At 62.8% G+C, this 26,903-nt stretch carries 23 protein-coding genes; 18 read left to right on the top strand and 5 right to left on the bottom strand.

Translation table 11 applies throughout. From position 1 onward, the window contains the following. Position 1 precedes the first annotated feature (1 nt). The 15 genes from ACTNBZ_RS06235 to ACTNBZ_RS06165 all read left to right on the top strand — a co-directional run bounded on the left by ACTNBZ_RS06235 (position 2) and on the right by ACTNBZ_RS06165 (position 14,173). On the top strand, positions 2-715 hold the full coding sequence (locus ACTNBZ_RS06235) for a YjjG family noncanonical pyrimidine nucleotidase (protein ID WP_441208812.1): 714 nt from the start codon (positions 2-4) through the stop codon (positions 713-715). A gap of 6 nt (positions 716-721) precedes the next feature. Next, on the top strand, positions 722-1,621 hold the full coding sequence (locus tag ACTNBZ_RS06230; protein WP_441208811.1) for a GDSL-type esterase/lipase family protein: 900 nt from the start codon (positions 722-724) through the stop codon (positions 1,619-1,621). Between the two features lie 31 nt (positions 1,622-1,652). Further along, positions 1,653-2,132, top strand: coding sequence for a DUF4358 domain-containing protein (locus ACTNBZ_RS06225; protein WP_441208810.1), 480 nt, complete (start codon positions 1,653-1,655; stop codon positions 2,130-2,132). Positions 2,133-2,461: 329 nt separating this feature from the next. Beyond that, positions 2,462-5,098 (top strand): pyruvate, phosphate dikinase, encoded by a 2,637-nt coding sequence (ppdK, locus tag ACTNBZ_RS06220; RefSeq protein WP_441208809.1) that lies wholly within the window; start codon positions 2,462-2,464, stop codon positions 5,096-5,098. Positions 5,099-5,392: 294 nt separating this feature from the next. Next, a complete protein-coding gene (locus ACTNBZ_RS06215; protein ID WP_441208808.1) occupies positions 5,393-6,061 on the top strand; it encodes a CatA-like O-acetyltransferase in 669 nt (222 codons plus the stop codon). Between the two features lie 487 nt (positions 6,062-6,548). Further along, positions 6,549-7,157 carry a DAK2 domain-containing protein gene (locus ACTNBZ_RS06210; RefSeq protein WP_441208807.1) on the top strand — a complete coding sequence of 203 codons (609 nt, stop codon included), beginning with the start codon at positions 6,549-6,551 and terminating at the stop codon, positions 7,155-7,157. Positions 7,158-7,222: 65 nt separating this feature from the next. Next, positions 7,223-8,221, top strand: coding sequence for a dihydroxyacetone kinase subunit DhaK (locus ACTNBZ_RS06205; protein WP_441208806.1), 999 nt, complete (start codon positions 7,223-7,225; stop codon positions 8,219-8,221). A gap of 3 nt (positions 8,222-8,224) precedes the next feature. After that, a complete protein-coding gene (gene lsrF / locus ACTNBZ_RS06200) occupies positions 8,225-9,109 on the top strand; it encodes a 3-hydroxy-5-phosphonooxypentane-2,4-dione thiolase (RefSeq protein ID WP_441208805.1) in 885 nt (294 codons plus the stop codon). A 17-nt stretch (positions 9,110-9,126) separates the two neighbouring features. After that, positions 9,127-9,450 (top strand): hypothetical protein, encoded by a 324-nt coding sequence (locus ACTNBZ_RS06195; RefSeq protein ID WP_441208804.1) that lies wholly within the window; start codon positions 9,127-9,129, stop codon positions 9,448-9,450. Positions 9,451-9,720: 270 nt separating this feature from the next. Continuing rightward, the gene (locus tag ACTNBZ_RS06190) at positions 9,721-10,692 is read left to right on the top strand and encodes a methionine ABC transporter ATP-binding protein (RefSeq protein WP_441208803.1); all 972 of its coding nucleotides are present in this window, start codon (positions 9,721-9,723) and stop codon (positions 10,690-10,692) included. Continuing rightward, positions 10,682-11,344, top strand: coding sequence for a methionine ABC transporter permease (locus ACTNBZ_RS06185; protein ID WP_441208802.1), 663 nt, complete (start codon positions 10,682-10,684; stop codon positions 11,342-11,344). The genes ACTNBZ_RS06190 and ACTNBZ_RS06185 overlap by 11 nt, the downstream gene beginning before the upstream one ends. A gap of 60 nt (positions 11,345-11,404) precedes the next feature. Continuing rightward, the gene (locus ACTNBZ_RS06180; RefSeq protein WP_441208801.1) at positions 11,405-12,322 is read left to right on the top strand and encodes a MetQ/NlpA family ABC transporter substrate-binding protein; all 918 of its coding nucleotides are present in this window, start codon (positions 11,405-11,407) and stop codon (positions 12,320-12,322) included. 24 nt (positions 12,323-12,346) lie between these two features. Next, positions 12,347-12,772: an OsmC family protein gene (locus ACTNBZ_RS06175; protein WP_441208800.1), complete on the top strand. Its 426-nt coding sequence runs from the start codon at positions 12,347-12,349 to the stop codon at positions 12,770-12,772. 143 nt (positions 12,773-12,915) lie between these two features. After that, on the top strand, positions 12,916-13,716 hold the full coding sequence (locus ACTNBZ_RS06170) for a threonine/serine exporter family protein (protein WP_441208799.1): 801 nt from the start codon (positions 12,916-12,918) through the stop codon (positions 13,714-13,716). 4 nt (positions 13,717-13,720) lie between these two features. Continuing rightward, positions 13,721-14,173, top strand: a complete 453-nt coding sequence (locus ACTNBZ_RS06165; protein ID WP_441208798.1) for a threonine/serine exporter family protein — start codon at positions 13,721-13,723, stop codon at positions 14,171-14,173. Positions 14,174-14,229: 56 nt separating this feature from the next. Here ACTNBZ_RS06165 and ACTNBZ_RS06160 read toward each other — a convergent pair whose 3' ends face one another. The 4 genes from ACTNBZ_RS06160 to dusB all read right to left on the bottom strand — a co-directional run bounded on the left by ACTNBZ_RS06160 (position 14,230) and on the right by dusB (position 19,025). Further along, the gene (locus ACTNBZ_RS06160; protein WP_441208797.1) at positions 14,230-16,305 is read right to left on the bottom strand and encodes an elongation factor G; all 2,076 of its coding nucleotides are present in this window, start codon (positions 16,303-16,305) and stop codon (positions 14,230-14,232) included. A 222-nt stretch (positions 16,306-16,527) separates the two neighbouring features. Then, positions 16,528-17,376 (bottom strand): anti-sigma factor family protein, encoded by an 849-nt coding sequence (locus ACTNBZ_RS06155; protein WP_441208796.1) that lies wholly within the window; start codon positions 17,374-17,376, stop codon positions 16,528-16,530. A gap of 39 nt (positions 17,377-17,415) precedes the next feature. Then, complete coding sequence (locus ACTNBZ_RS06150; RefSeq protein ID WP_441208795.1) at positions 17,416-18,015, bottom strand: RNA polymerase sigma factor; 600 nt, start codon at positions 18,013-18,015, stop codon at positions 17,416-17,418. Positions 18,016-18,053: 38 nt separating this feature from the next. Further along, positions 18,054-19,025: a tRNA dihydrouridine synthase DusB gene (dusB, locus tag ACTNBZ_RS06145; protein ID WP_441208794.1), complete on the bottom strand. Its 972-nt coding sequence runs from the start codon at positions 19,023-19,025 to the stop codon at positions 18,054-18,056. Between the two features lie 196 nt (positions 19,026-19,221). Here dusB and ACTNBZ_RS06140 point away from each other — a divergent pair, with 196 nt between their 5' ends. Next, entirely contained in the window at positions 19,222-21,582 is a 2,361-nt protein-coding gene (locus tag ACTNBZ_RS06140; protein ID WP_441208793.1) for a SpoIIE family protein phosphatase, read from the top strand. Between the two features lie 57 nt (positions 21,583-21,639). On the opposite strand, the gene ACTNBZ_RS06135 is transcribed toward ACTNBZ_RS06140, so the two are convergent. After that, complete coding sequence (locus ACTNBZ_RS06135; protein ID WP_441208792.1) at positions 21,640-23,088, bottom strand: tryptophanase; 1,449 nt, start codon at positions 23,086-23,088, stop codon at positions 21,640-21,642. Positions 23,089-23,347: 259 nt separating this feature from the next. Between ACTNBZ_RS06135 and ACTNBZ_RS06130 the strand changes: the two genes are divergently transcribed. Continuing rightward, the gene (locus tag ACTNBZ_RS06130; protein ID WP_441208791.1) at positions 23,348-24,055 is read left to right on the top strand and encodes a hypothetical protein; all 708 of its coding nucleotides are present in this window, start codon (positions 23,348-23,350) and stop codon (positions 24,053-24,055) included. A gap of 147 nt (positions 24,056-24,202) precedes the next feature. Further along, complete coding sequence (locus tag ACTNBZ_RS06125) at positions 24,203-26,818, top strand: NYN domain-containing protein (protein WP_441208790.1); 2,616 nt, start codon at positions 24,203-24,205, stop codon at positions 26,816-26,818. Positions 26,819-26,903: the final 85 nt, after the last annotated feature.

Below are 26,903 nucleotides of genomic sequence, written 5' to 3'. Positions count from 1 at the left end.
TATGCCCCGCTATGACTATGTTCTCTTTGATGCCGACAATACCCTCTTCGACTTTGACCTGGCCGAGCGTAAAGCCCTCCGCCGGGCCCTGGAGGAGCACGGCTACCCCTTTGACGATGTGACCGAATCCCTCTACCTGGCCATCAACCGGGCCCTGTGGCACCGCTTCGACCTGGGCACCATCGGCCGGGAGGAGCTGTTGCGGGAGCGCTTTGCCGTGTTCTCCCATGTCATGGGCGGACAGGACGATCCCCTGGAATTCAACCGCTGCTACCTGGACCATCTGGCGGAGGGAAATGATCTTCTGCCCGGGGCGGAGGAGCTCTGCGCCGCCCTGGCTCCCTGCTGCACCCTGGCCATCGTCACCAACGGCGTGGCCTCCGCCCAGCGGGGGCGCTTCTCCCGCTCCCCCCTGCCACCCTATTTCAGCGGCCTGTTCATCTCGGAGGAGCTGGGCTGCCAGAAGCCACAGGCCCGGTTCTTTGAGCTGGTCCTCCGTGCCATGGACATCCGCTCTCCGGAGCGGGCCGTGGTGGTGGGGGACAATCTGCTCTCCGACATCCAGGGCGGCATCAACGCCGGGCTGGACACCGTGTGGTACAATCCCCACAGCCTGCCCAATGCCACCGCCGTCCGCCCCACCTGGGAGGTTCACGATTTTGACGCCCTCCGCGCCCTGCTGCTGGGCGACCCCATCATCCCTGAAACGAGGTAATCATCCATGTCCCAATCCAGTCAGCGGCCGCCCCGCCGTCCCTCCCTCCCCCTGCTGCTGGCAGGTCTGGTGGTGGTGACCGGTCTTCTCATGGCCCCCACCCTCTCCCGGGCCCTCCAGCCCTCGCCCAGCCCCTCTCCCACCGCTTCCGAAAGCCCGACGGTAACACCCGCGCCCCCCTCCATGGCCACCCCGCCCCCGGCCGCCCAGTCGGCTGTGCCGTCGGCCTCTCCGGCGCCCACCCCCGCGCCCACGCCCTCCACTCCTGCTTATGACTATACCCAGCCCGCTCCCGAAAGCCCGGCGGTGGATATGTCCTACTTCTCCGACGCGCTGTTCATCGGCGACTCCCGTACCGACGGGCTGCAGCTCTTCAGCGGCATCAAGGATACCACCTTTTTCTGTTACAAGGGCATCACCGTCTTTGACGTGATGGAGGATGATCCCAAAAAGGTCATTGAGCTGGGCGGAGTCAAGTACTCCATCCAGGGCGCTCTGGAGGCCTGCCAGGGCCAGTTCAAAAAGGTCTACCTCTCCCTTGGCATCAACGAACTGGGATACTACGACGACCAGGGGTTCCACGACAAATTTGCTGCCCTCATCGACAAGGTCCGGGCCACCCAGCCCGGCGCCGTCATTTACTTACAGAACCTGGTCCCCGTGAATCCCGAGCTCTGCGCCAAGAACTGGAGCTCCTACGTAAACAACGAGAAGGTGGCCGTTTACAACGCCATCTTTACCCAGCTCGCCCAGGAGAAGCAGGTAGTTCTGCTGGACGTGGCCTCCGCCCTCTCCAACAGCGAGGGCATCCTGGCCAAAGAAAACACCGTGGACGGCGTCCACTTCACCAAGGCCTGGTACAAGGAGTGGCTCTCCTATCTGATGTGCCACACCGTATCCCTGTGATGGGCCCGGAATGAGAAAGGAAGTCTTTGCTATGTATCGTCTCGCATCCCTGCGCCTGCTCCTGCCGGCGCTGGCCCTGGGCCTGCTACTCACGGCCTGCGGCGGCGGCTCCTCCGCTCAGCAGCCCTATGACCCTGCCGCCGTCTCCCAGGCTCTGCTGGATTCGGACGCTTTCTCCGAGCCACTGGAGGAGATGGATGCCGACACTGCCTGCGGCGCGCTCTACCGCATCGACGCCCAGAGTGTCACCGGCTGCGCCGTGTACACCTCCCTCACCGCCGGCGCTGAGGAGCTGGCGGTTCTCACCCTCTCCGGCGAGGAGGCCGCCAAGACCGCCCTCTCCGCCCTGGAGCAGCGGGTAGCCGACCAGAAGGAGGCCCTTCGCTCCTACCAGCCTGAGGAGGTGGCCAAACTGGACCAGGCCATCGTTAAGCAGCAGGGAAATTCGGTGCTGCTGGTGGTTGCTGCCGATCAAAAGGCCGTACAGTCCGTCTTAGACACATTGAATTAAGTCTTACTCACTGCTTACAGGAGGTTTCTTATCTTTAAGAAGCCTCCTGGTTTTTTATGCAGTCTCTATCTTTCCTGATTTTTCTATTTCTTCTTTTTTCTTTCTGTCCTTTTTGACCTCTCTCTGTTGGAACACTTTTCTTGACGCAAAAATTGCAAATTTTTATCTACTTTATGTAGGCTTCCTTCTGTAATTTCCCTTTTCAGGCCTTTCCAAGACGCAAATTTGCCGAAAATACCCTTCGCGTCCGAAATTATGACTTAACTCTTGCATTTTCACCGTCAGATGGTATAATTTCTATGTTTAAGATGATCAAGGAGGAGTTTGACATGGGTCATAAATATGTATACCAATTTTGTGAGGGAAACGGCTCCATGCGGGAGCTGCTGGGCGGTAAGGGCGCCAATCTGGCTGAGATGACCGGCCTGGGTATGCCCGTGCCTCAGGGCTTTACCGTCACCACCGAGGCCTGCACCCGCTATTATGACGACGGCCGGACCATTGCTCCCGAGATCCAGGCCGAGATTCTGGAGTATCTGGCCAAGCTGGAGGAGACCACCGGCAAGAAGTTCGGCGACGCCTCCAACCCCCTGCTGGTGTCGGTCCGCTCCGGCGCCCGGGCCTCCATGCCCGGCATGATGGACACCATCCTGAACCTGGGTCTCAACGATATGGTGGTGGAGGGCTTTGCCAGGTTCACCAACAACCCCCGGTTTGCCTATGACTCCTACCGCCGGTTCATCCAGATGTTCTCCGACGTGGTGATGGAGCTGTCCAAGAAGCGCTTTGAGGAGATCATTGACGATGTAAAGGCCAAAAAGGGCGTCAAGCAGGACGTGGAGCTGGACACCGAGGATATGAAGGAGCTGGTCCGGCTCTTCAAGGAGTTCTATAAGAAGGAGAAGGGTGAGGACTTCCCCCAGGATCCCCATACCCAGCTGATGGAGGCCGTCAAGGCCGTGTTCCGCTCCTGGGATAACCCCCGCGCCAATGTCTACCGCCGCATGAACGAGATCCCCTATGACTGGGGCACCGCCGTCAACGTGCAGTCCATGGTCTTTGGCAACTCGGGCGACAATTCCGGCACCGGCGTGGCCTTCACCCGCAACCCCGCCACCGGCGAGAAGGCCCTGTTCGGCGAGTACCTCATCAACGCCCAGGGCGAGGACGTGGTGGCCGGCGTGCGCACTCCCTCCCCCATCAGCAAGCTCCACGAGGAGATGCCCGCGGTGTACGACCAGTTCGCCGCCATCGCCGACAAGCTGGAGAAGCATTACAAGGACATGCAGGACATGGAGTTCACCATTGAAAACGGCAAACTCTACATGCTCCAGACCCGCAACGGCAAGCGCACCGCCGCCGCCGCCCTGAAGGTGGCTGTGGACCTGGTGGATGAGGGCATGATCAGCGAGAAGGAGGCCGTCCTCCGCGTGGAGCCCAAGCAGCTGGACTCCCTGCTCCATCCCCAGTTCGACGCCGCCGCCCTGAAGAAGGCCCAGGCCGTGGGCAAGGGCCTGGCCGCCTCTCCCGGCGCCGCCTGCGGCCGGGTGGTCTTTACCGCCGAGGAGGCCAAGGAGTGGCATGCGCGGGGCGAGAAGGTCATCCTGGTCCGGCTGGAGACCTCCCCTGAGGACATCGAGGGCATGCAGGTCTCCCAGGGCATCCTCACTGTCCGGGGCGGCATGACCTCCCACGCCGCCGTGGTGGCCCGGGGCATGGGCACCTGCTGCGTGTCCGGCTGCGGCGAGATCGTGGTGGACTACGCCGCCAAATGCTTCACTCTGGCCGGCAGGACCTATCAGGAGGGCGACTGGATCTCCATCGACGGCTCCACCGGCAACATTTACGGCGAGGCCATTCCCACCGTGCCCGCCGATCCCTCCTCCGGCCCCTTCGGCCGCTTCATGGCCTGGGCCGACCAGTACCGCCAGCTCAAGGTGTACACCAACGCCGACAATCCCCGGGACGCCGCCCAGGGCTACGCCTTCGGCGCCGAGGGCATCGGCCTGTGCCGCACTGAGCACATGTTCTTTGAGAGCGACCGCATCAAGGCCATCCGGGAGATGATCGTCTCCGACAACGTGGACGACCGCAAGAAGGCCCTGGCCAAGATCATGCCCTATCAGCAGGGCGACTTTGAGGGCATTTACGAGGCCATGCAGGGCCACCCCGTGATCATCCGCTTCCTGGATCCCCCGCTGCATGAGTTCCTGCCCACCAAGGAAGAGGACATTGCCGAGCTGGCCGACGAGATGGGCATCTCTGTGGAGAAGCTCCACAACGTCATCGACTCTCTCCACGAGTTCAACCCCATGATGGGCCACCGCGGCTGCCGTCTGGCCGTCTCCTACCCCGAGATCGCCGAGATGCAGACCACCGCCATCATCAGCGCCGCCATCAACGTGCAGAAAAAGCACCCCGACTGGAACATGCTCCCCGAGCTCATGATCCCCCTGGTGGGCGACGCCAAGGAGCTCAAGTTCGTCAAGGACGTGATCATTGCCACCGCCGACAAGCTCATCGCAGCCTCCGGCCTGGACATGAAGTATGAGGTGGGCACCATGATCGAGATCCCCCGTGCCGCCCTCACCGCCGACGAGATCGCCAAGGAGGCCCAGTTCTTCTCCTTCGGTACCAACGACCTGACCCAGATGACCTTCGGCTTCAGCCGCGACGATGCCGGCAAGTTCCTCAGCTACTACTATGATCAGAAGATCTATGAGTCCGATCCCTTCGCCCACCTGGATCAGAACGGTGTGGGCAAGCTGGTGGAGATGGCCGCCAGAATGGGCCGGGCCACCCGCCCCGACATCCACCTGGGTGTCTGCGGCGAGCACGGCGGCGACCCCACCAGCGTGGAGTTCTGCCACAAGGTGGGCCTGGACTATGTCTCCTGCTCCCCCTACCGCGTTCCCATCGCCCGGCTGGCCGCCGCGCAGGCCGCCATCAAGAATCCCAGAGCCTGATCCATCCGCTGAACTGCATTGATCGAACACAGCCCCGGTCCTATGGACCGGGGCTGTATGCTTTCAGGCATTAGGCCGGCCTGAACTCTACGGAGCGTTTGTTGTGGGAGCGGATGCCTTGCCCTATAATAATGTCTGCTGAATAAACCGCTTTGCGGTTTATTCGTGCGGCAGCAGCCGCACAATTCGATCAAAAGGGTTATTCTCAGCCCTTTTGATCGAATTCAGGCATTGTTACAATGTCCACAGAGGAACGGACCAACACCATGGTCCATTTGATCAGGAGGGATCACAGTGAAAAAGGAACCCTGTTTTACGCCTGTCGATCTGCGGACATGGCCCCGCGGGCAGGTCTTTTACTACTTTTCAAAGATGGCTCCCACAGGCTATTCCATTACGGCGGATCTGGACGTAACCAACATGAGAGCATCCCTGAAACAGGCGGGCATGAAGTTCTATCCCGCTTATCTGTGGCTCGTGACCAGGACCCTGAACCGGCAGCAGGAATTCAAGATCGCGGAAAAAGACGGCCAAATCGGGTATTATGATACCCTGACTCCCCTCTATGCGGTATTCCACGATGACGACAAGACCTTTTCCCTGATGTGGACGGAGTATGATGACGATTTCAAATCGTTTTACCGCTCTTATCTGGAGAACAGCACGCGGTACGGCGGCAATCACGGCATCCTGGCGCAGGCCGGCCGGACCCCGCCGCCCAACGCGTACACGGTATCCTGTGTTCCGTGGATCTCCTTCCGCCACTTTGCCGTTCACACCTATGAGAACAAGACGTACTTTTTCCCCTCCGTGGAAGCGGGCAGGTTTTTTGAGGAGAGCGGAAGGACCGTGATGCCCTTGTCCATCACGTGCCACCATGCCTCCGCCGACGGATACCACGTGAGCCGTTTTCTGGAAACGCTGCAGTCAGAAGTGGATCTGTTTCAGCAATATATTATATAGAATCCTGCCCGTTTCCCAAACTGCTGTCAAGGAGATGGGAACCCCTCTCCGCGCCCGGACATGTTACCTTGAATCAACACGCGCTTCGGAAGCCTCCTTCCTGGGCGTGTGTTTTTTCATCCGTCAAAAGACGGTCCATATCCCTTGAAAACGCATACTGCCTATGTTAATGCGTACTGAACAAAGCTGTAGGCCTTGAAAGCCAAGGCTTACAAGACCAAACAGCTTTGTTCGGGTGCAAGGTTTTTGGGCGAAACCGCCCAAAAACCTTGCACGTTCCGATGAAGCGCTGTGGCGCTTCATCGGAAATACGCATTGTAACAATGCCTGAATTCGATCAAAAGGGCCGAGAATGGCCCTTTTGATCGAATTGTGCGGCTGCTGCCGCACGAATAAACCGCAAAGCGGTTTATTCAGCAGACATTATGTTAGAATGGATTATACTCCGGAAATTTGTTGATTCTGTCAAAACGGGAGGCAGCAACATATGACAAAGACTGAATTCGCAGCACGCCTAAAAAATGCCTGCGCGGCCGTCATTGCCGCGGAGGATGAGCTGACTGAGATCGACTCCAAATTCGGCGACGCCGACCACGGTCTGACCATGGCCAAGATCGCAGGCGCCATCTCCGCGGCGGTGGACGCCTCGGACGGCGGCATCCAGTCCATGCTGGACGACGCCGCCATGGCCGTCATGTCCCTCAACGGCGGCAGCGCCGTTCCTCTCTGGAACACCTGGCTGGACGGCATGCAGGAGGACGCTCCCGTGGGAGATGAGATCGGCATAGAGGGCATCAAGGCCATTTTTGCCCGGGCCTTTGAGGAGATCGACGATATGTCGGGCGCCAAGGTGGGGGACAAGACCATGATGGACGCCCTCATTCCCGCCAGCCAGGCCATCGCGGCCTATGAGGGGGACAGTGCAGACGGGCTCTTTGCCGCCGCCGCCCAGGCAGCTGCCCAGGGCGCGGAGGACTCCAAAAACTTCGTCTCCAAGTTCGGCCGGGCCAAGAGCTATGGCACCAAGACCATCGGCACCCCCGACGCCGGCGCTGTGTCCATGGCCTGTTTCTTCCGGGGGCTGGCCGAAGCATAACCTTGCTTTCTCCCCGCACGGGCGGGATCTGATCGGCACCAAATTTTGACTGGAGGTATTCTGCCATGAAAATGAAGAAGTTCATCAACGCCCCCGAGACGGTCACCGACGAGGAACTGGCCGGTCTGGGGCTGGCTTACAGCGATATCCTGGACGTGGAGGGCCATCTGGTCATCAGCAAGGACCTGGCCAATGCCGACCGCGTGACCATCGTCACCTACGGCGGCTCCGGCCATGAGCCCGCCCAGGCCGGCTTTGTGGGCAAGGGCATGCTGGACATCCAGGCTGTGGGCGATATCTTCGCCGCTCCCAACGGCCAGCTGGTGTTTGACGCCATGAGGATGGCCGACAAGGGCCACGGCGTGCTGCTGCTGACCTTGAACTACGCCGGCGACCAGCTGGCCGGCAAGCAGGCCATGAAGCTGGCCAGGAAGGCCGGTCTCAATGTCCGCCAGGTGGTCACCGGCGAGGAGATCCAGTTCGATCCCAACGGCGAGAATAACCAGCGAGGCCTGGCCGGCGCAGTGGCCCTGTACCACATCGCCGCCGCGGCCGCCCGGGAGGGCAAGACCCTGGACGAGGTAGCCGACATCGCCCAGCGCTACGCCGACAGCATGGCCTCCATCACCGTCAAGTCCACCGACGCCACCCATCCCCAGAACGGCATGTCCTTCGGCGACCTGGGCGAGACCGACCTTATGGAGATCGGCGCCGGCCAGCACGGCGAGGGCGGCGGCGTCCGGGTGCCCATGATGTCCTCCAGGGACACGGTAGCCACGGTGGCCGAGGCCCTGTGCAAAAATCTGGAGCTGAAGGCCGGCGACAGGGCCTTTGTCATGATCAACGGCTGCGGCGCCACCACCATGATGGAGATGCTGGTGCTGTTCAAGGACACCGTGGAGTTCCTGAAGGCCAAGGGCGTTGAGGTCGTTGGCAATATGGTGGGCGAGATCCTCACCGTGCAGGAGGCCGGCGGCTTCCAGATGAACATCGCCAGGTGGGACGACGAGTTCCTCCGCCTGTGGAACACGCCCTGCCGCACCCCCGCGTTCAGCAAGGAGTAAGCCATGGCAGACGCGATCGGAAACAAGGCCGCAAAGGACTATCATCTGGACATTCCCGCCCCGGAGCAGACATTCTTCGCCAAGGGCCTGGGCCACGGCGACTGGGGCGCGAAAAACCGTCTCTCCCGCCTCTTTAACCCCAGGAGCGGCAACACCGTGATGCTGGCCTTTGACCACGGCTACATCATGGGCTCCACCGCGGGCCTGGAGCGCATGGACGTGACCATCGCCCCCCTGTGCCAGTATGCCGACGTGCTCATGGCCACCCGGGGCGCCATCCGCTCCTGCATCCCGCCCACGGTACAAAAGCCCGTCTGCCTGCGGGCCACCTATGACGCCAGCGTTCTCAAGGACGACATGAGCACCGGCAACGGCCTGGGCGCCGACATGGAGGCCGCCATCCGCATGAACGCCTCCGCCGTGGCCATGCAGTGCTTCATCGGCGGCGCGGGCGAGGCCCGGTCTCTGGAGACCCTCTGCCGGGCCGTGGACGCCGGCGAGCGCTACGGCATCCCCGTTCTGGGCGTCACCGCGGTGGGCAAGGAGATGGAGCGCACCACCCAGTATTTCCTGCTGGCCACCCGGATGCTGGCCGAGCTGGGCGCATCCTTTGTCAAGACCTACTACTGCGACGATTTTGAAAAGGTAGTGGCCGCCTGCCCCGTGCCCATCGTCATTGCCGGCGGCAAAAAGCTGCCCGAGGACGAGGCGCTGACCATGGCCTACCGCGCCATCTCCGACGGCGCCCGGGGCGTGGACATGGGCCGCAACATTTTCCAGAGCAAACACCCCGCCGCCATGTGCCAGGCGGTAGCCAAGATCGTACATGAGAAGTTCACCGACCGGGAGGCGTATCAGTTCTATCAGGAGCTGGCTTCCGAATCATAAAGACAGGAGGAACTGCCATGGCAGCCGAATATATGCACATCGGTATCCCCGTGCTCAACAAAAAGCCCAACATGGTCTACAACGAGTGGGGCGGCTTCTGGGTCAACGAGAGCGTTGACGCCTACGACTATAAGATCGAGTACCTGAAGTTTGAAGAGGGCACCCGGTTCCCCGAGATCCTCTCCAAGCAGCCCCATGTGGCCTACAAGGTGGATGACATGGCCCCCTATATTGCCCAGGCCCAGCGGGTCATTTTCGGGCCCGAGGTGCTCAGTGACACCGTCCGTCTGGCCTTTGTCATCCACGATGATGCCATTATCGAGCTCTATGAAGAAAAATAAGGCAGCCTGCTGATTATGATCGTTTTGCAGCAGCGTCCCCGGCCGGGGACGCTGCTTTTTTCATCTGCCGTCCCTTTGCCCCCCCGGAATGCACAAATCCCCTCATCTGGTGCAAAAATCCTATTCAAAATGCAAATATTCTGTGGATTCTTACATTAGAAAACCCAATTTAACATGTACAGGCATTTATGATACAGTAACACTGTTGATTTATCCTTCTATTCCCACATAACTCCACATACAAACTGCGTTTTGACCGGAGGGGATGAAATGATCGAGATCAGGCATCTGCAAAAGTCCTTTGGCAGCAATGAAGTTTTGAAGAATATCGACATCACGATCCGGGACGGAGAGATCTACGGGCTCATCGGCGTCAGCGGCGCGGGGAAATCCACACTGCTGCGCTGCATCAACGGTCTTGAGCCCTATGACGGCGGAAGCCTGAAGATCGACGGCGTAGAGGTCAGCCAGCTGAGCAAGCAGGAGATGCGCCGCTTCCGCAGCAACATCGGCATGATCTTTCAGCAGTTTCTTCTGATGGACCGCATGACCGTATATCAGAATATCGCCCTGCCCATGAAGTGCTGGAAGCGTTCCGCCGCCGAGATCGACAGGCGGGTCAGCGAGCTTTTGTCCCTGGTGGAGCTCAATGACAAGAAAAACGCCCGCCCCAGGGAGCTCAGCGGCGGCCAGAAGCAGCGGGTGGCCATTGCCAGGGCGCTGGCCATGGAGCCCCGTATCCTGCTCTGTGACGAGGCCACCTCAGCCCTGGACCCCAATATCACCATTTCCATCCTGGAGCTGCTGAAAAAGATCAACCGGGAGCTGGGGCTCACCATCATCGTGGTCACCCACCAGATGGATGTGGTCAAGCAGATTTGCAGCCGGGTGTCGGTCCTGAGCCACGGCGTGCTCACGTGCACCGGCGAGGTGAAGGACATTTTTCTCAAGCAGCCCCAGGTCCTGTCCGAGCTGCTCAGTGAGGCCTCCAGCCAGTCCCTTCCCGCCGGAGGCGTCAACGTGGAGATCATCTATCCCATGGACACCGCCTCCACCCTGCTCTCCCGCATGGCGCTGGAGACCGGCATCGCCTATGAGCTGGTACGGGACCGGGTGGAAACTTACTGCACCGGCACCTACGGCTGCTGTACCATACATATTGCCGGCCATGAGCTGGCAGCGCTGGAAGCATTTCTGAAGCGGGCTCAGGTAGAATGGAGGGTACTGCAGGATGTTTTATAAGGATGTTCCCACACTGATCCGGCGCATCGTGATCCCCGGGTTCTGGACGACGGTGTACATGCTCGCCTTTGCCTCCGTCACCTGCACCATCTGCGGCTTTGCCATTGCCATCGTCCTGGTACTGACCGACAAACAGGGCCTGCGCCCCAACCGCTTTATTTACGAGACCCTGAGTATTCTCATCAACATCGTCCGCTCCACCCCCTTTGTGATCCTGATCATCTCCATCATCCCCATCACCCGTCTGGTGGTAGGCCGGTCCATTGGTCCCAACGCCGCTGTTTTCGCCATCACGGTGGCTGGCTCTCCGCTGGTGGCCAGGCTGATGGAGACCAGCCTGAAGGAAGTGGACCCCGGGTTGATCGAGGCCGCCAAGTCTTTCGGCGCGTCGGACTGGCAGATCGTGGTCCACGTCCTCATCCACGAGGCGGTGCCCTCCATCGTCTCCAATCTGACGCTGGCCGTGGTGTCCATCCTGGGCTACACCGCCATGGCGGGCATCGTGGGCGCCGGCGGCCTGGGCGCCGTGGCGCTGACTTACGGATACCAGAACTTCGACGACCGGGTGATGTACAGTACGGTCCTGATCCTGATCATCTTCGTACAGATCATCCAGCACGTGGGTCTTGCCATCTATCAGAAGCTGAAATGATTTCCCGCGGCCATGGCTGTTTGCCGGCCGCCGGATATAAAAAACAAAGGAGAGTGCCCCATGAAAAAGAAAACCGTTTCCCTGCTGCTGGCCGCCGCCATGCTGCTGGCCCTGCTCTGTGCCTGCGGCGGTCAGAGCGCCGCCACTCCCGCGCCTTCCTCCGCGCCCGCCCCCTCCTCCGAGCCCGCTCCTGCTCCCACTCCCACGCCGGAGGAAAAGACCGTCATCACCGTGGGCTGTCTGGCCCGTGAGGAGCCCGATATCCTCTATGTAGCCGAAGCCCTGAAGGATTCCAAATATGAGATCCGTCCCCAGGTCTTCAGCGATGTGATCACCACCAACATGGCCACCCAGGAGGGCGAGATCGACGCCAACTTCACGCAGAACAAGAAATATCTGGCTGCGTTCAACGAGAGCAACGGCACCACCCTGGTAGCTCCCGGCGAGCCCATCTCCACCTTCCCTGAGGGTCTCTACTCCCGCAAGTACACCTCTCTGGATCAGCTGCCTGACGGCGCCGTCATTGCGATCTCCAACGACTCCGTCAACCGCGCCAGAGAGCTGGATATCCTGGAGTCCTGCGGCCTGATCGAGCTGGACCACACTGAGGATTATCCCACCGTACTGGATATCACCTCCAATCCCAAGAATATCGAGATCCTGGAGATGGAGTCCAGAAGCAAGTGGGGCGCTTTTGAGGATGTGGACTGCATCACCGTCACTGCTGTTACCGTCTATCTCTCCGATGATCCCGCCAAGCCCGCCCACCTGCTGGCCATCGAGGGTATGGACGTCACCATGACCGTGGCCGGCACCTGCCTGGTGGTGGCCGAGGAGAACGCGGACGCGGAGTGGCTGAAGCTGATGGACGACGCCATGCACACCGATGAGTACGCCGCCCATCTGGCCGAGACCTACAAGGGCGCCAAGGTCCCCATGTTCGAGTCTGACGCCTTCAACGTCAACTACTTTGAATGATCGCCGGAAGCAGGAAGTGACAGGATGAAGCATCGTACACAGGCCAGCTTTCCCGGCGGTTACCGGACCGATATCCAGGTACTCAGCCCCGGCAGCGGCAAGGTGATGGAATTCCACACCGACTACTCCAAAGAATATGGCGGCGACGGCAGCGCGCCCACCCCCTGGGACACTTTCCTGGCCGCCATGACCGCCTGCCAGGGCATCCATGTGCGGAATTTCTGCGCCGAGCACCACATCCCCACCGAAGCCCTCCGCGTCCAGATGGACCTGGTGCTGGCTGAGGACAACCGGGAGGTCAGGGAGTTCCGGACCAATATCGTGCTCCCCCGGGAATTTCCCGAAGAGCTGAAAGAGCAGCTCATTGCTGAAGCCAGACATTGCAAGGTGGTGCAGCATCTGCTGGATTTTGAGCCCACAGTGATCTACAGCACCGAGCGCGAGCCCTGAATCAACAGGCCGCCGCAGAGCGTTCCTCTGCGGCGGCCTGTTTCGCTCCCGGGTGCCGTCCCTCCCTCTTGCCGCCGGCGGCGGGACTTGCTATAATCTGAGACAGACATTTCATCTTACCGCAAGAAGGAGGCGGCTGTTCCATGGAGCCATCCACCCCGGCGCGGGCCGCATCACCCACCGCCGATCCCGCCCGGAACGAGGCGGTCCTCTCCTGCATCCTGGACATGGGGGAGCTGCTGCTCACCAGCGGCGCCGAAGTGATGCGGGTGGAGGACACCATCTCCCGGCTGTGCGCCGTTTACGGCTTCTCCAAGGCCGACGTGTTTACCATTACCTCCAGCATCGTACTCACCGTCCACACGCCGGAGGGCCGGGTCATCACCCAGACCCGGCGCATCATGGCCCGGGATACCGATCTGGGCCGGGTGGAGCGGGTCAACGCCCTGTCCCGCTCCCTCTGCGCCCGGCCTGTGGACGTGCCCCGCTTCCGGCAGGCTGTGGGCGGGCTGCGCCGGGCGCCCGCGTATCCGCTTCAGGCCCAGTGCGCCATGTATGCCATGATCTCGGCCGCCTTCTCCATCTTCTTCGGCGGCACCTTCTCCGACGCGCTGGCCGCCGCCTGCTCCGGCGTGCTCCTCTTCGCCTCCCTGCGCTTTGGCGCCCGGCTGCGGCTCAACAGCATCCTGCTCAACCTGCTCAGCAGCATGCTGGCCGCCCTGGCGGTGGTGGCCATGGTCTCTCTGGGGCTGGGACAGAATCCCGACAAGATCACCATCGGCAACATCATGCTCCTCATCCCCGGCATTGCCTTTACCACCTCTCTGCGGGATATGATCAGCGGCGACACTATTTCCGGCCTTCTGGGCATCAGCGAGGCCATTTTGAAGGCACTGGCCATCGCCATCGGCTTTGCTGTAGTGCTGATGCATTTCTGGAGGTGAGGGCATGGCGTGGTATGTTCTTCAGACCGCCATGGGCTGCGTGGGCGCCCTGGGCTTTTCCATTCTCTTCAACATCCGGGGCCGGAAGCTGATCTGGTCCATGCTGGGGGGCGGCCTGGGCTGGGTGGTCTATCTGGCCGGCGTGTGCCACGGACTGGACGTATTCCCCGCCCTGCTCTGCGCCACCCTGGCTGTGGCCCTGCTCAGCGAGGTACTGGCCCGGGTGCTCAAGGCCCCCGTGCTCATGCTGCTGGTCCCCATGCTCATCCCCCTTATCCCCGGCGGCGACCTGTACTATATGATGAGCTTTTTCGTCCGGGGGGACTATGAGTCCTTCGGCCAGCGGGCCCGGCTCCTCCTCTCTGAGGCGGGAGCCATTGCCCTGGGCATCCTCTGCGCCGCCTCCCTGGCCAGCCTGGCTGTCAGCCTTCATGAACGGCGCGGCGCCGGCCGCTGAACATGCAAAAACGCTCCCCCGGCACTCGAACGCCGGGGGAGCGCTGTTTTTTACGGTCAGTTGTCCAGGTCCTGAATGGCCTTGGCGGCGTCGATCGCCTTCTGCTGGGCCACGGGAGGAGCCTCCTCATAGCGGACGAAGTGGAAGGTGAAGGAGCCGCGGCTCTGGGTCATGGAGCGCAGGTCGATGGCATAGGTCATCATCTCGGCCATGGGGACCTCGGCCTCCACGATCTGGTTGCCCTTGCCGTCGGGGTTCATGCCCATGACGCGGCCGCGCCGCTTGTTCAGGTCGCCGATGATGTCGCCCATGTAGCTGTCGGGGATGGTGACCTTCAGCTCGCCAATGGGCTCCAGGATGGTGGGATTGGCGTCGGGCAGGCCGGCCTTGTAGGCCAGCTGGGCCGCCGTCTTGAAGGCCATTTCGGAGGAGTCCACGGGATGGTAGGATCCATCGTACAGGGTGGCCTTCAGGTTGACCACGGGATAGCCGGCCAGCACGCCGTGCTGCACGGCCTCACGCAGGCCCTTCTCCACGGCAGGGAAGTAGTTCTTGGGCACCGCGCCGCCGAAGACCTCCTCGCAGAACTCCAGCTCCTCGCTCTCGCCGGGCTCGAAGCGGATCTTGACGTCGCCGAACTGGCCGTGACCGCCGGACTGCTTCTTGTGGCGGCCCTGGACCTCCACCTTCTTGCGGATCTTCTCGCGGTAGGCCACGCGGGGGATGGAGAGCTCGGCCTCCACGCTGAAGCGGTTCTTCAGCTTGGACACCAGCACGTCCATCTGCATATCGCCGGTGCCGGAGACCACCATCTGGCGGGTCTCGGCGTTGCTCATCCAGTTAAAGGTCAGGTCCTCCTCGTTCAGGCGGGTCAGACCGGCGGCGATCTTGTCCTCCTGGCCCTTGGTCTTGGGGGCGATGGCCACGGAATAGCAGGGCTCGGGGAGGGGCAGGGGGGCGACCTTGATGACCTTGCGGCTGTCGCACAGGGTATCGCCGGTCTTGAGGGCATCCATCTTGGCCACAGCGCCGATGTCGCCGCAGACCAGCTCCTTGACCTCCTCGGTCTTCTTGCCCTTGACCACATACAGGCGGCCCAGCTTCATGGTCTCGCCGGTGCGGGCATTGACCATGGGCATATCGGGGGTGATGGAACCGGAGAGCACCTTCACGTAGGAGTACTTGCCGTACTGGTCGGAGGTGGTCTTAAACACATAGGCGCAGGGATAGGCGCGGTCGGACAGGACATACTCCTCCAGCTCGCCGTCGGCATTCTCCACCACCTCGGGGGAACCCTCCAGCGGGTTGGGGACCAGGTCCACAATGGTGTCCAGCAGCATCAGGGTACCCAGGCCCTGGACCGCGGAGCCGCAGACCACGGGGAAGAGGGACAGGTCCCGCACGCCCTGGCGCAGGCCCTGGACCATCTCGGCGTAGGTGAAGTCCTCGCCGTTGAAGTACTTGTCCATGAACTCCTCGCTGGTCTCGGCCACCGACTCCTTCAGGGCGTCGTACAGCTCGTCCAGCACGGCCAGCTTGTCGTCGGGCACCTGGATCTCCACCCGCTTGCCATTCTGCATCTCGTAGGCCCGCTTATGGAGCACGTCGATGATGCCGATGACCTTCTTGTCCGCATCCCAGATGGGGGCCACCACGGGGGCAATATTCTTGCCGAAGCGCTCGCGCAGAGTGGCGAAGGCGGCGTTATAGTCGGAGTTCTCCTCGTCGGTCTTGGAGATGTAGAGGATGCGGGGCATCTTGCGGGACTCGCAGTACTCCCACGCCTTCTCGGCGCCCACGCTCATGCCCGCCTTGGCGGAGCAGACGATGACGGCCGCGCCCGAGACGCTCAGGGCCTCGATGGCCTCGCCGCAGAAGTCGAAGTAGCCCGGAGTATCCAGCACATTGATCTTGCAGCCCTTATACTCCACGGGAGCCACCGCCAGGGAGATGGAAATCTGACGGCGGATCTCCTCGGGATCGTAATCACAAACGGTATTGCCGTCCACAGGAGAACCCATGCGGATGGAGCCGCCGGTGAGATACAGCATGTTCTCTGCCAGGGTGGTCTTGCCGTTGCTGCCGTGGCCAAGCAGGCAGATGTTGCGGATGTTTTGCGCGGAATAGCTCATATGTTTCCTCTCCTTGCGTTTGAAATCGGGCCAGCAGTGTGCCCCGATGGATCATCACGACTGACATTAGTCATTATAACTCAAAACCGGCATCATGGCAACTGCAATTTTAGAAAAATAGTGCAAATCACGCAATTCAGCAAAAAAACAGGAAAAAAAGGTCTGTGGAGATTGCCCACAGACCTTTTCAGACGTAAAAACCGGATTGTTCATTGTGTCAAATCAGGACTCGGAGGGTTCCTCCGTCACCGCACCGCCGTCCAGCTCCACCAGATAGCGGGCCACCGGGGTCCCGTCCCCCCGCTCCAGCCGGAAGGCACAGCTCCCGCCGTCCTCCGTCAGGCCGTCGCAGGTGAGGATCAGCTTCTCCCCGTCCCGCTCCGTCATGGCTGCTTCGGGCGAGAGCCAGGTATAGTCTTCCCACTCCAGCTCCTCCAGCAGCCGCTCCATGGCGGCGCTCTCCGCTTCGCCAAGGGCATCCGGCACAGCAGAAAACAGGGCCGGTCCTGTTCTCTTATCCTTATCTTCGGCAGAGCCGCTTTCCCCGCCGTCCGTCCTTTCGGCTCCCTCCGCCGGTGCGGCGCTCTCCGGGGCGCTGCCGGTGTAAACGTCAGCGGCCGTCTCACCGCTCCGGCCGGCGGCCGCCATTTCAGGCTCAGGGACCGGGGCGGTGCTGCCGGAGGTGGTCTCGATCCGGGCGCCCTGTGCCGCCGTGGCCTCATTGGCGGCGGGGGCCGCCTCATGCCGCAGCGTGCCTGCCCCCAGAAGCACCACGGCGAATACCGCGGCGCTGGCCGCCCAGGTTCTCCAGCGCTTCCGGGCAGAACGGACGGGCTTCATGGGGACCACCTTTTCCGCCCGCACCCGCTCCATAACCCCTTCGGCCAGGCCGGCGGGCGCCGGGACATTCAGGCCGGACATCTCCTCATGGATGGACCGGAGCTCCTCCAGGAGCGCCCGGCACGCCTGGCAATGATCCAGGTGCTCTTCCAATATACGCGTTTCTTCCGCTGTCAGCTCGCCGTCCACTCCGGCGCTGATCAGCTCCAGCGCCTCGTCACAGGAGACCATGGGCACTCCCTCCTTTCTCTCCGGGGATCAGATAGGCTGTTACTGTCCTGTAGACGAACCTGAGCCGGAAAAGTTCCCGGTGGACAGCAAATACTTCCGCAGGGCCAGCCGTGCCCGGGCGATGCGGGATTTCACCGTCCCCTCCTCCAGCTTTAAAAGGCCGGCGATCTCGGCGTAAGAGAATCCGTCCAGCTCCCGCAGCACCAGCACCTGCCGGTGCTCCTCAGACATCTGTGCCAGTCCGCCCCGGATAGCCTCCCGCAGCTCCCGCCGCTCAGCCTCCCGGTGGGGATCATAGCGATGGTCGGGCACCTCGGCCTGCCGCTCCTCTTCGTCACCGTCCAGCGAGATGGTCATGGACAGCGCGCCGCGCCGCTTCTCCCGGCGCAGAAAATCGATACACACATTGGTGGTCAGGCGGTAGAGCCAGGTGGCAAAGGAGCTCTCCCCCTGGAACCTGGCCAGCCCCCGCCATGCGTTGACAAAGGCCTCCTGGGCCAGGTCGGCGGCGTCCTCCGGATTGCCCGTCATCCGCAGGGCCAGGTTGTACACCCGGCTCTGGTGTTCTTCCACCAGGGCGGCGAAGGCCGCCTCGTCCCCCTGCCTGGCCCGGGCGATGCGCTCCGATTCGGTTGACACGGCTTCACCGTCCTTTCTCTCAAAGCTTCCCGCGGGACTTACCGCAGGTCCCGCTTGATGCCTTCTGTAATCCGGTAGATATCCTCCATGGCGGAGATCTTCGAGATCTGCTCCTTATAATAGCCCGCATAGGGCACGCCCTTGAGATACCAGGCGTAGTGCCGCCGGGCCTCCAGACAGGCGATCTTCTCCCCCTTGTGGGCGGCGTTGAGCTCGAACTGCCGCACCGCCGTGTCGCACCGCTGTGCCAGCGGGGGCAATTCGGGGATCTCTTCCCCCTTCAGGGCGGCGGCGCACTGCTGCAGCAGCCAGGGGTTGCCGAAGGCCCCCCGGCCCACCATGACCATGTCCGCCCCGGTCACCTTGCGGATGCGCAGGGCGGCCTGGGGAGAGAACACGTCGCCGTTGGCAATGACCGGAACACTCACCGCCTCCTTCACCTGGCGGATATAGTCCCAGTTGGCCTCCCCAGCGTACATCTGCTTGCGGGTGCGGCCGTGGACCGTGACGGCGGCGGCCCCCGCCTGCTCCATCATCCGGGCGAACTCCACGCAGTTGATGGAGCCCTTGTCCCAGCCCAGGCGGAATTTCACCGTTACCGGGCGGCCGCCCGCCCCCCGGACCACCGCCTCCAGCACCCGGGCGGCCAGCTCGGGGGTGCGCATCAGGCCGGAGCCGTCCCCGCTCTGGGCTACCTTGGGCACGGGACAGCCCATGTTGATGTCGATGATCTCCGCTCCCGACACCTCCCCGGCGATGCCTGCGGCCTGCTCCATACACGCCGGGTCGCTGCCGAAGATCTGAGCCGCGGCGGGGTGCTCCCCCTCCGCCAGCTTCAGCAGGGGGATGGATTTTTTGTCCTGGTAGCACAGGGCCTTGGAGCTGACCATCTCGGTAATGGTATAGCAGCCGCTCAGCTCCCGGCACACGGCCCGGAAGCCCAGGTCGGTGACCCCCGCCATGGGGGCCAGCGCCAGCGGCGTCGGTATGGTGACATTGCCTATCTTCACGGTGATTCCTCACTGTTCCATCGGTTTCTCATTCTGTTCATCATACCATATCGCGGAGCTTCGGGCAAGCGCTTTCCGGCGGGCCTGATTTCCCCGGCTTCTCCTCCTCTTCCGACCGTCTTTTTCCATAATATGGTTTATACTCAAGTGGAACAAAAGACCACGCATCTGCGCGGAACAGACAGGAGGAGCCGAGATGGCAGCAAAAAACGATCTGAGAACCCGGGCGGCCCGGGTCAGCGAGGAGATGCGGGAGACCGGGCGGCTGGTGCTGCGGGCGCCGGCGCTGGTGCGGTGCGCCGAGTGCGCCATGCGCTTCCTGCTCAGCGCGATCCTGGCGGGGGCGGAGCTTTTCGGCGGATACGCTCCCTTTGGACTGGGAATGGTGGCGGCCTCCGGCTCGGGACTGGACGGCTTTTCCGCCCTGCTGGGCGCCTGCTTCGGCTACCTGGTCTTTCTGGGTTTTGCCGAGGGGCTGCGGTACGCGGCGGCGGCCATTCTGGTCTTTTCGGTGGCCTTCGCCTTTTATGACATTCGCCCCTACCGGGCGGCCTGGTTCATGCCCCTGGCTGCCGCCGGGATGGACGCGGTCACCGGCTTCGTCTACCTCTCCGACCGGGGCTGGACGCCGGAGAACCTGATCTTTTTCGGCACGGAGATACTTCTCGCCGGCGCGTCGGCCTACTTCTACCGCATTGCCTTTTCCCCCTGGCGGGAAAACCGGGAGGAGGATCCCCTCACCCTGCGGCAGACGGTGAGCCTGCTCATCCTGGGGGGCACGGTGCTCCTGACCCTGTCCAGGGTCACCTTCCTGGGGGATCTCTCAGTGGGGCGGCTGGCCGCCGCACTGGTGGTGATGGCCTGCGCCTATGCCGGAGGCATGGGCCCGGGTGCCGCCATCGGCATCACCGCCGGGATGGGCATGGACCTGGCAGGGGAGGGCATGGCCTTCTACTCCATGGCTTACGCCTTCTCCGGCGTTATGGCCGGGGTCTTTCACCGGCAGGGCCGCCTCTTCACCGCCCTGGCCTATGTGCTGGCCAACGCGGTGGCCGTGCTGTGGACCTGGAACACCGGCGTCCACCTCTCCATACTCTACGAGGTATTCGCCGCGTCGGTCCTCTTCCTGCTCCTGCCCGAGCGTGGCCTGCGGCAGCTCCGTTCCCTGCTGGTGCGGGAGCCCCGGCGGGACACCGAGAGCAAGGCCCGCGCTTACGCCCGGGCCCGGCTGGAGGGCACTGCCCAGGCCTTCCGGGAGCTCCATGACGCCCTCCGCGGCGTCTTCTCCTCCCCCGACCCCAACGACAACGACGCCGCCGGCATCTTTGACCGGACCGCCAACCGGGTGTGCAAAAGCTGCCCCCAGCAGCTCATCTGCTGGCAGCGGGACTATGTGGACACCTACAACGCCCTCAACGACGCCCTTCCCGCCATGCTGGAGCGGGGCAAGGGGGAGGGCTGCGACTTTCCCCAGCACTTCTCCAGCCGCTGCCAGAAGTTCCCCCAGTTCCTCTCGGCCGCCAATGAGGAGCTCTCCGCCCTTTTTTACCGCCGCCAGTTCAAGAGCCGGCTGCGGGAGAGCCGGGAGGAGGTCTGCCGCCAGTACGCCGGTCTCTCGGCCGCCCTGGGCTCCGCCGCAGCCGAGCTCTCCGCCGAACTCTCCCCCGACCCGGTACGGGAGCGGCGGCTGCGGCAGCACTTCGCCGCTCTGGGGGTGGAGGCCGACCCCGCCGTCTACTACGATCAGGCCGGCCACCTGCGGCTGGAGATCGAGGGCCCGGGGCTCCAGCCCCTCCGGCGGCCTGAGGCGGTCAAAAAGCTCTCCCAGCTTCTGGCCGTGCCCCTGCGCCCGGCGGATGAGACCCCCCTGCGCCGGGGGCGTCTGGTGCTGGTGGAGCAGGAGCCCTTTATGGCTCTGGCGGGGGTGGCCGCCCGGAAGAAGGACGGTGAGACTGTGTCCGGCGACACCGGAACCTGGTTCAAGCGGGAGGACGGCAGTCTCTTCGTGCTCCTGTGCGACGGCATGGGCAGCGGAAGCGCCGCCCACCGGGAGAGCAGCGAGGCCGTGCGGCTGCTGGAGGGCTTCCTCCGGGCCGGAGTGGCTCCGGAAGAGGCGCTGCGCACCATGTGGGGGGCACTGGCCCTCCAGGGGGAGGAGACCGGCGGCTTTACCACCATCGACCTGCTGCGGCTGGACCTGTTCACCGGCAGCGGGGCGGTGTACAAATACGGCGCCGCCCCCACCTATGTCAAAAAGGGCGGCACCGTCACCCGTATCTCGGCCTCCACCCTTCCCGCCGGGCTGGCCCCCGGCTCCAACGCCGCTCCTGACGTGGGCCGCTTCCAGCTGGAGCCGGGGGACTGCGTGCTCATGGTGTCCGACGGGGTGGCCGGCGGCGACGGGGACGTGTGGCTGCGGGAGAAGCTGCGGGCCTTTGACGGCGCCAGTCCCAAGGAGCTCACCCGCCTTCTCATCGACGAGGGGAGCCGCAGGGGCGGCGCCACCGATGACCGCACCGCCATCCTTCTGCGGCTGGCCAAACGGGAGCAGGCGTAAAACAGACCGCCGGCGGGCATTTGCCCGCCGGCGGGACTTTTATGCTCCTATGTCCTTTTACAGGCTGTCTCCGAAGTCGGCCCGGAACTTGGCCACCAGCTTCTCCTGCCAGTCGGAGGTGGGGGCCAGCCGGCCGAAGAAGAAGCGCAGCACGGCGGGCTCCTCCACGAATTTCAGGCCGCCGATGAGTTCCCGGTTCTGGTACAGCCAATCGATGCGGTCCACGGCGTACTTGACCTGGGACAGGGTGAACACACGGCGGGGCAGGGCCAGACGCAGCAGCTCCATCTCGGCGAAGCGCTCGCTGCCGTCAGGCTCCCGCTGCTCGCTGATGGTGCCCCGCTCCATACCCCGGACGCCGCCGGCGATGTACATGGCCGCGGCCAGCGCGCCGGCGGGGTACTCGGACTGCGGGATATGGGGCACAAATTCAGAGGCATTCAGATGGCAGCCCAGACCGCCGGCGGGGGTGATGACCGGGATGCCCCGCTTGGCCAGCTCGCCCACCATATACTCGATGAAGAGGGGCCCCTGGGAGATCACGTCCTCGTCCATGGTCTCCTCCAGACCCACGGCGATGGCCTCCATCTCCCGGACCGACATGCCGCCGTAGGTGAGGAAGCCCTCGTACAGGGGGATGTACTCCTTCATCTTCAGGCAGGTGGCCTCGTCCCGGATGCAGATGCCGCCGCCCCGGGCAAAGCCCAGCTTGCGGGCCGAGAAGTAGATCACGTCCATCATATCGGCCATGGCCCGGGTGATCTCCCGGATGGACATGTCCTTGCAGGCCTCTTCCCGCTGCTTGATGAAATACAGGTTGTCCTGCAGCAGGGAGGCGTCCAGCACGGTCATGATGCCGTACTCCTTACAAAGGTCGGTGACCTCTTTGGCGTTCTGCAGGGAGAAGGGCTGGCCGCCGATGAGGTTGGTGCCCGCCTCCAGCCGCAGGAAGGGGATGTGCTCCGGTCCTACCTTCTCGATGAGGGCGCGCAGCCGGGGCACGTCGAAATTGCCCTTGAAGGGATAGCTGCTGGTGGGATTCAGGCCCTCTTTAATGACCAGCTCCTCCACCGAGCCGCCCAGGCGGGTGATGTGGGACTTGGTGGTGGTGAAGTGGAAGTTCATGGGCACCACGTCGCCGGGCTTCACAAAGGCCGAGGCCAGGATGTTCTCACAGGCCCGGCCCTGGTGGGCAGGCAGGAAATAGTCCATGCCGAAAATCTCATGGAGCTTGCGTTCCAGGCGGTTGAAGGTCTCGCTGCCGGCATAGCTGTCGTCGGCCTGCATCATGGCCGCCATCTGGTTGTCGCTCATGGCGTTGACGCCGCTGTCGGTGAGCATGTCCAAAAACACGTCCCGGTTCTGGAGCAGGAAGGTGTTGTTGCCCGCCTCCGTAATGTGCTGGAGCCGCTCCTCTACCGGCGGCAGATAGAGCTTCTGCACGATACGGACCTTATGCATCTCCAGCGGCACCCGCTCGCCGCTGAAAAAACTGACCTTAGCCATAGTAAATGCCCCCTGAACTTTTTGATTTTTTTTGCTTTAAAGCAATGCGCTTTTACAGTTTAAAGTAAATATACAGGAATTATACTTCTTTTCGACCGCCGCGTCAAGTCGAAATCCCCTCCCCGCTGCATGAGCATAAGCGGGAATCACGTTCTTTCCCTCCTTCGGACAGCTTGAATCAAAAACGGATCTCCGCTATAATATACCCAGCACCCAGTGTGAGGTGATGAACATGCGCAGCGATCCGTTATATGAAGCCATGAAAGAGACCCTCCGTTCGGATGAATGCAAAAAATATAAAGTCAGTGTTTCTTCCAGCCGCTATCTGTATAAAAAGGACGGGCCGTATTTTTGGAGCGTCCATTTCACGCCCCAGGGAGCCCCGCAGGACGGAACGCTCCCCATTTACCTGTATCTGAGCTTAAAGTATTGGCGGTTTGACGAACTGCAGCTCGCCGTCACGCACCCCGGCGCCGCGCCCAGGTTCACAGACCGGAGACGCTGCGACGGCGGCGGTGCATGTAATGCCCTGATCGAACGCGGGACCCATCCCTTCCCCTGGGAGAGCGGGACGCCGGTGCGGGAGGCGGAACACGAGGAGCTGCTGCTCCTGTCCCGGAACATACTCAGCGCCGCGTTGGAGCGGGTACAGGCGCTCATCGCTGCCGCGGAAAAGGACTATGGCGGTTTGGGAGACTATTTCATCGCTCACCCGGAGATCAATCCCCGGCTGGCAGGTCTTGCCCTCATCGACAGGGGCGATTACCGGGGCGCAGAGAAGGTATTTTCCAGTATTGACAAGCTCCCTGAAACCCTCACTTTTTCTGTGCTCTCCGTTTCCGGCACGGAAACAAGCGCAGACTCTGTCTGGCGGAACTACCGCGACATTTATCTGGATTACTGCCGCGCCATGCAGCGGGGCATCCCCTGGACGGAAGAACTCGTCCGGCACGGATTGCCGGACTGATCGCGAAACAGCTCCCAGCAGATGGGGCAGTTCCCTTTTGGGGACTGCCCTTTTCTTGGCCCGCGAAAGCGCGCCCTCCCCACTGTTGCAGAAACGGCTAAAAGCGGCTAAAATAATGTCTACTGAATAAACCGAATGGGGAATACGATGAAAAAACTGGTCGTTGGGATACTGGCCCATGTGGACGCGGGAAAGACCACCCTGTCCGAGGCCATGCTCTATCGGAGCGGAAATCTGAAAAAGCTGGGGCGGGTGGACCATCAGGACGCCTTTCTGGACACCGACGCACTGGAGCGGGAGCGGGGCATCACCATCTTCTCCAAGCAGGCGGTGCTGCCTCTGGACGGGCTGGAGGTCACTCTGCTGGACACGCCGGGCCACGTGGACTTCTCCTCCGAGATGGAGCGCACCCTCCACGTGCTGGACTGCGCCATTCTGGTCATCAGCGGCACCGACGGCGTACAGGGCCACACCCGCACCCTGTGGCGGCTGCTGGATCGCTACCACGTGCCCACCTTCCTCTTTGTCAACAAGATGGACCTGGCGGGAGCCGACCGGCAGGCCGTTCTGGAGGAGCTGCGCCGGCGGCTGGACGAGAACTGCGTCGATTTTACCCAGGAGGGAGATCCCTTCCACGAGGCGGTGGCCATGTGCGGCGAGGAGGCCCTCACCGCCTATCTGGATACCGGCACGGTGCCTGACAGTGAGATCGTCTCCCTCATCGCCGCCCGCAGGCTCTTCCCCTGCTGGTTCGGCTCCGCCCTCCGGCTGGAGGGTGTGGACGAATTTCTCGCGGGCCTGGCCCGCTACGCCCGCTGCCCCGACTACCCGGCGGAATTCGCCGCCCGGGTGTACAAGATCGCCCGGGACCCCCAGGGCGCCCGGCTCACCTATCTCAAAGTCACCGGCGGCACGCTGAAGGTGAAGGCCCTTCTATCCGGCGGCCCGGAGAACGACCGCTGGGAGGAAAAGGCCGACCAGCTCCGCATTTACTCGGGCAGCCGCTTCCAGACGGTGAGCGAGGCCCCCGCCGGTACGGTGTGCGCCGTCACCGGCCTGAGCCGCACCTTCGCCGGGGAGGGGCTGGGCACGGAGGCCGGCGCCGCCCTCCCGCTGCTGGAGCCGGTGCTCACCTATCAGGTCATCCTGCCCGACGGGTGCGACCCCCACACCGCCCTGCTCAAACTGCGGGAGCTGGAGGAGGAGGACCCCCAGCTCCACCTGGTGTGGAACGAGCACCTGCGGGAGATCCATATCCAGCTCATGGGCGAGGTGCAGCTGGAGATCCTGCGCCGGCGCATCGCCCAGCGGTTCGGTCTGGAGGTCTCCTTCGGCCAGGGCAGCATCGTCTACCGGGAGACCATCGCCGCCCCGGCGGAGGGCGTGGGCCACTATGAGCCCCTGCGCCACTATGCCGAGGTCCACCTTCTGCTGGAGCCGGGGGAGCGGGGCAGCGGCCTCTCCTTCGCCTCCGCATGCAGCGAGGACGTGCTGGACCGGAACTGGCAGCGGCTCATCCTCACCCATCTCACGGAGCGGGAGCATCCCGGCGTCCTCACCGGCTCCCCCATTACTGATATGAAGCTCACCCTGGTGGCCGGCCGGGCCCACCTGAAGCACACCGAGGGGGGCGACTTCCGCCAGGCCACCTACCGGGCCGTGCGCCAGGGCCTGAAGAGCGCCGGGAGCGTCCTGCTGGAGCCCTGGTATGACGTGCGCCTGGAGGTGCCGTCGGAAAACCTGGGCCGGGCCATGTCCGATCTGCAGCAGCGCCACGGCGTCTTTCAGCCCCCGGAGACCGAGGGGGATATGGCGGTTCTCACCGGCGCGGCCCCGGTGGCTTCCCTTCATGGCTACTGGACAGAGGTCACCGCCTATACCCGGGGCCGGGGACGGCTCTTCTGTGTCCCCGGGGGCTACCGCCCCTGCCACAACACCGAGGAGGTGGTGGCCGCCCTGGGCTATGACAGCGAGCGGGACACGGAAAACCCCACCGGCTCGGTGTTCTGCGCCCATGGCGCAGGCTTCACCGTCCCCTGGGACCAGGTCCGAAGCTACATGCATGTGGACAGCGGAGTGCGCCTGGGCGCGGCGGCGGAGCTGGAGCAGGAGGAACGGCCCGCCGGCGGCCGTCTTTCCGGCTCCCTGGCCGACGACAAAGAGCTCCAGGCCATCTACGAGCGGACCTACGGCAAGGTGGAGCGGGAGGCCTTCCGCCCCCAGCCCAAACCCGCCCGCACCAGCCTGGACGAGGGGAAGTACAACATCCGCAGCCAGGACCGGGGGCCGGAATACCTGCTGGTGGACGGCTACAACATCATCTACGCCTGGGACGAGCTGAAGGCGGCGGCTCAGAGCAGTCTGGACGCCGCCCGGCAGCTGCTGCTGGACATCCTGTCCAACTACCAGGGCTTCCGCAAATGCGTGGTCATCGTGGTCTTTGACGCCTACAAGGTCAAGGGCAACCCGGGCTCGGTGAGCAAATACCACAATATCCACGTGGTCTATACCAAGGAGGCCGAGACCGCCGACAGCTATATCGAGAAGGCCACCTATGAGATCGCCCGGGAGCACCGGGTCCGGGTGGCCACGTCGGACGGCGCGGAGCAGCTCATCATTCTGGGCCACGGGGCCCTGCGGGTGTCGGCCCGGATCTTTAAGCAGGAGGTGGAGCAGGCTCAGGGTCAGATCTCCGCTTTTCTGGCCGAGTACAACCGGAAAAACAAGGGCTCCAAGGTGGGGGATCGTCTTTCCAGGCCATAAAACTTCATGCGCAGGCATCATTCCACAAAAAGAGGCAGGGGCGACGCGCATGAAGTTTTCGCGCATGCGGGCCGTCTCAGCCCAC

Source organism: Pseudoflavonifractor sp. HCP28S3_F10, from assembly GCF_052065415.1.
GTDB lineage: Bacteria > Bacillota > Clostridia > Oscillospirales > Oscillospiraceae > Pseudoflavonifractor_A.
This window is presented reverse-complemented; position numbering and strand designations above follow the sequence as displayed.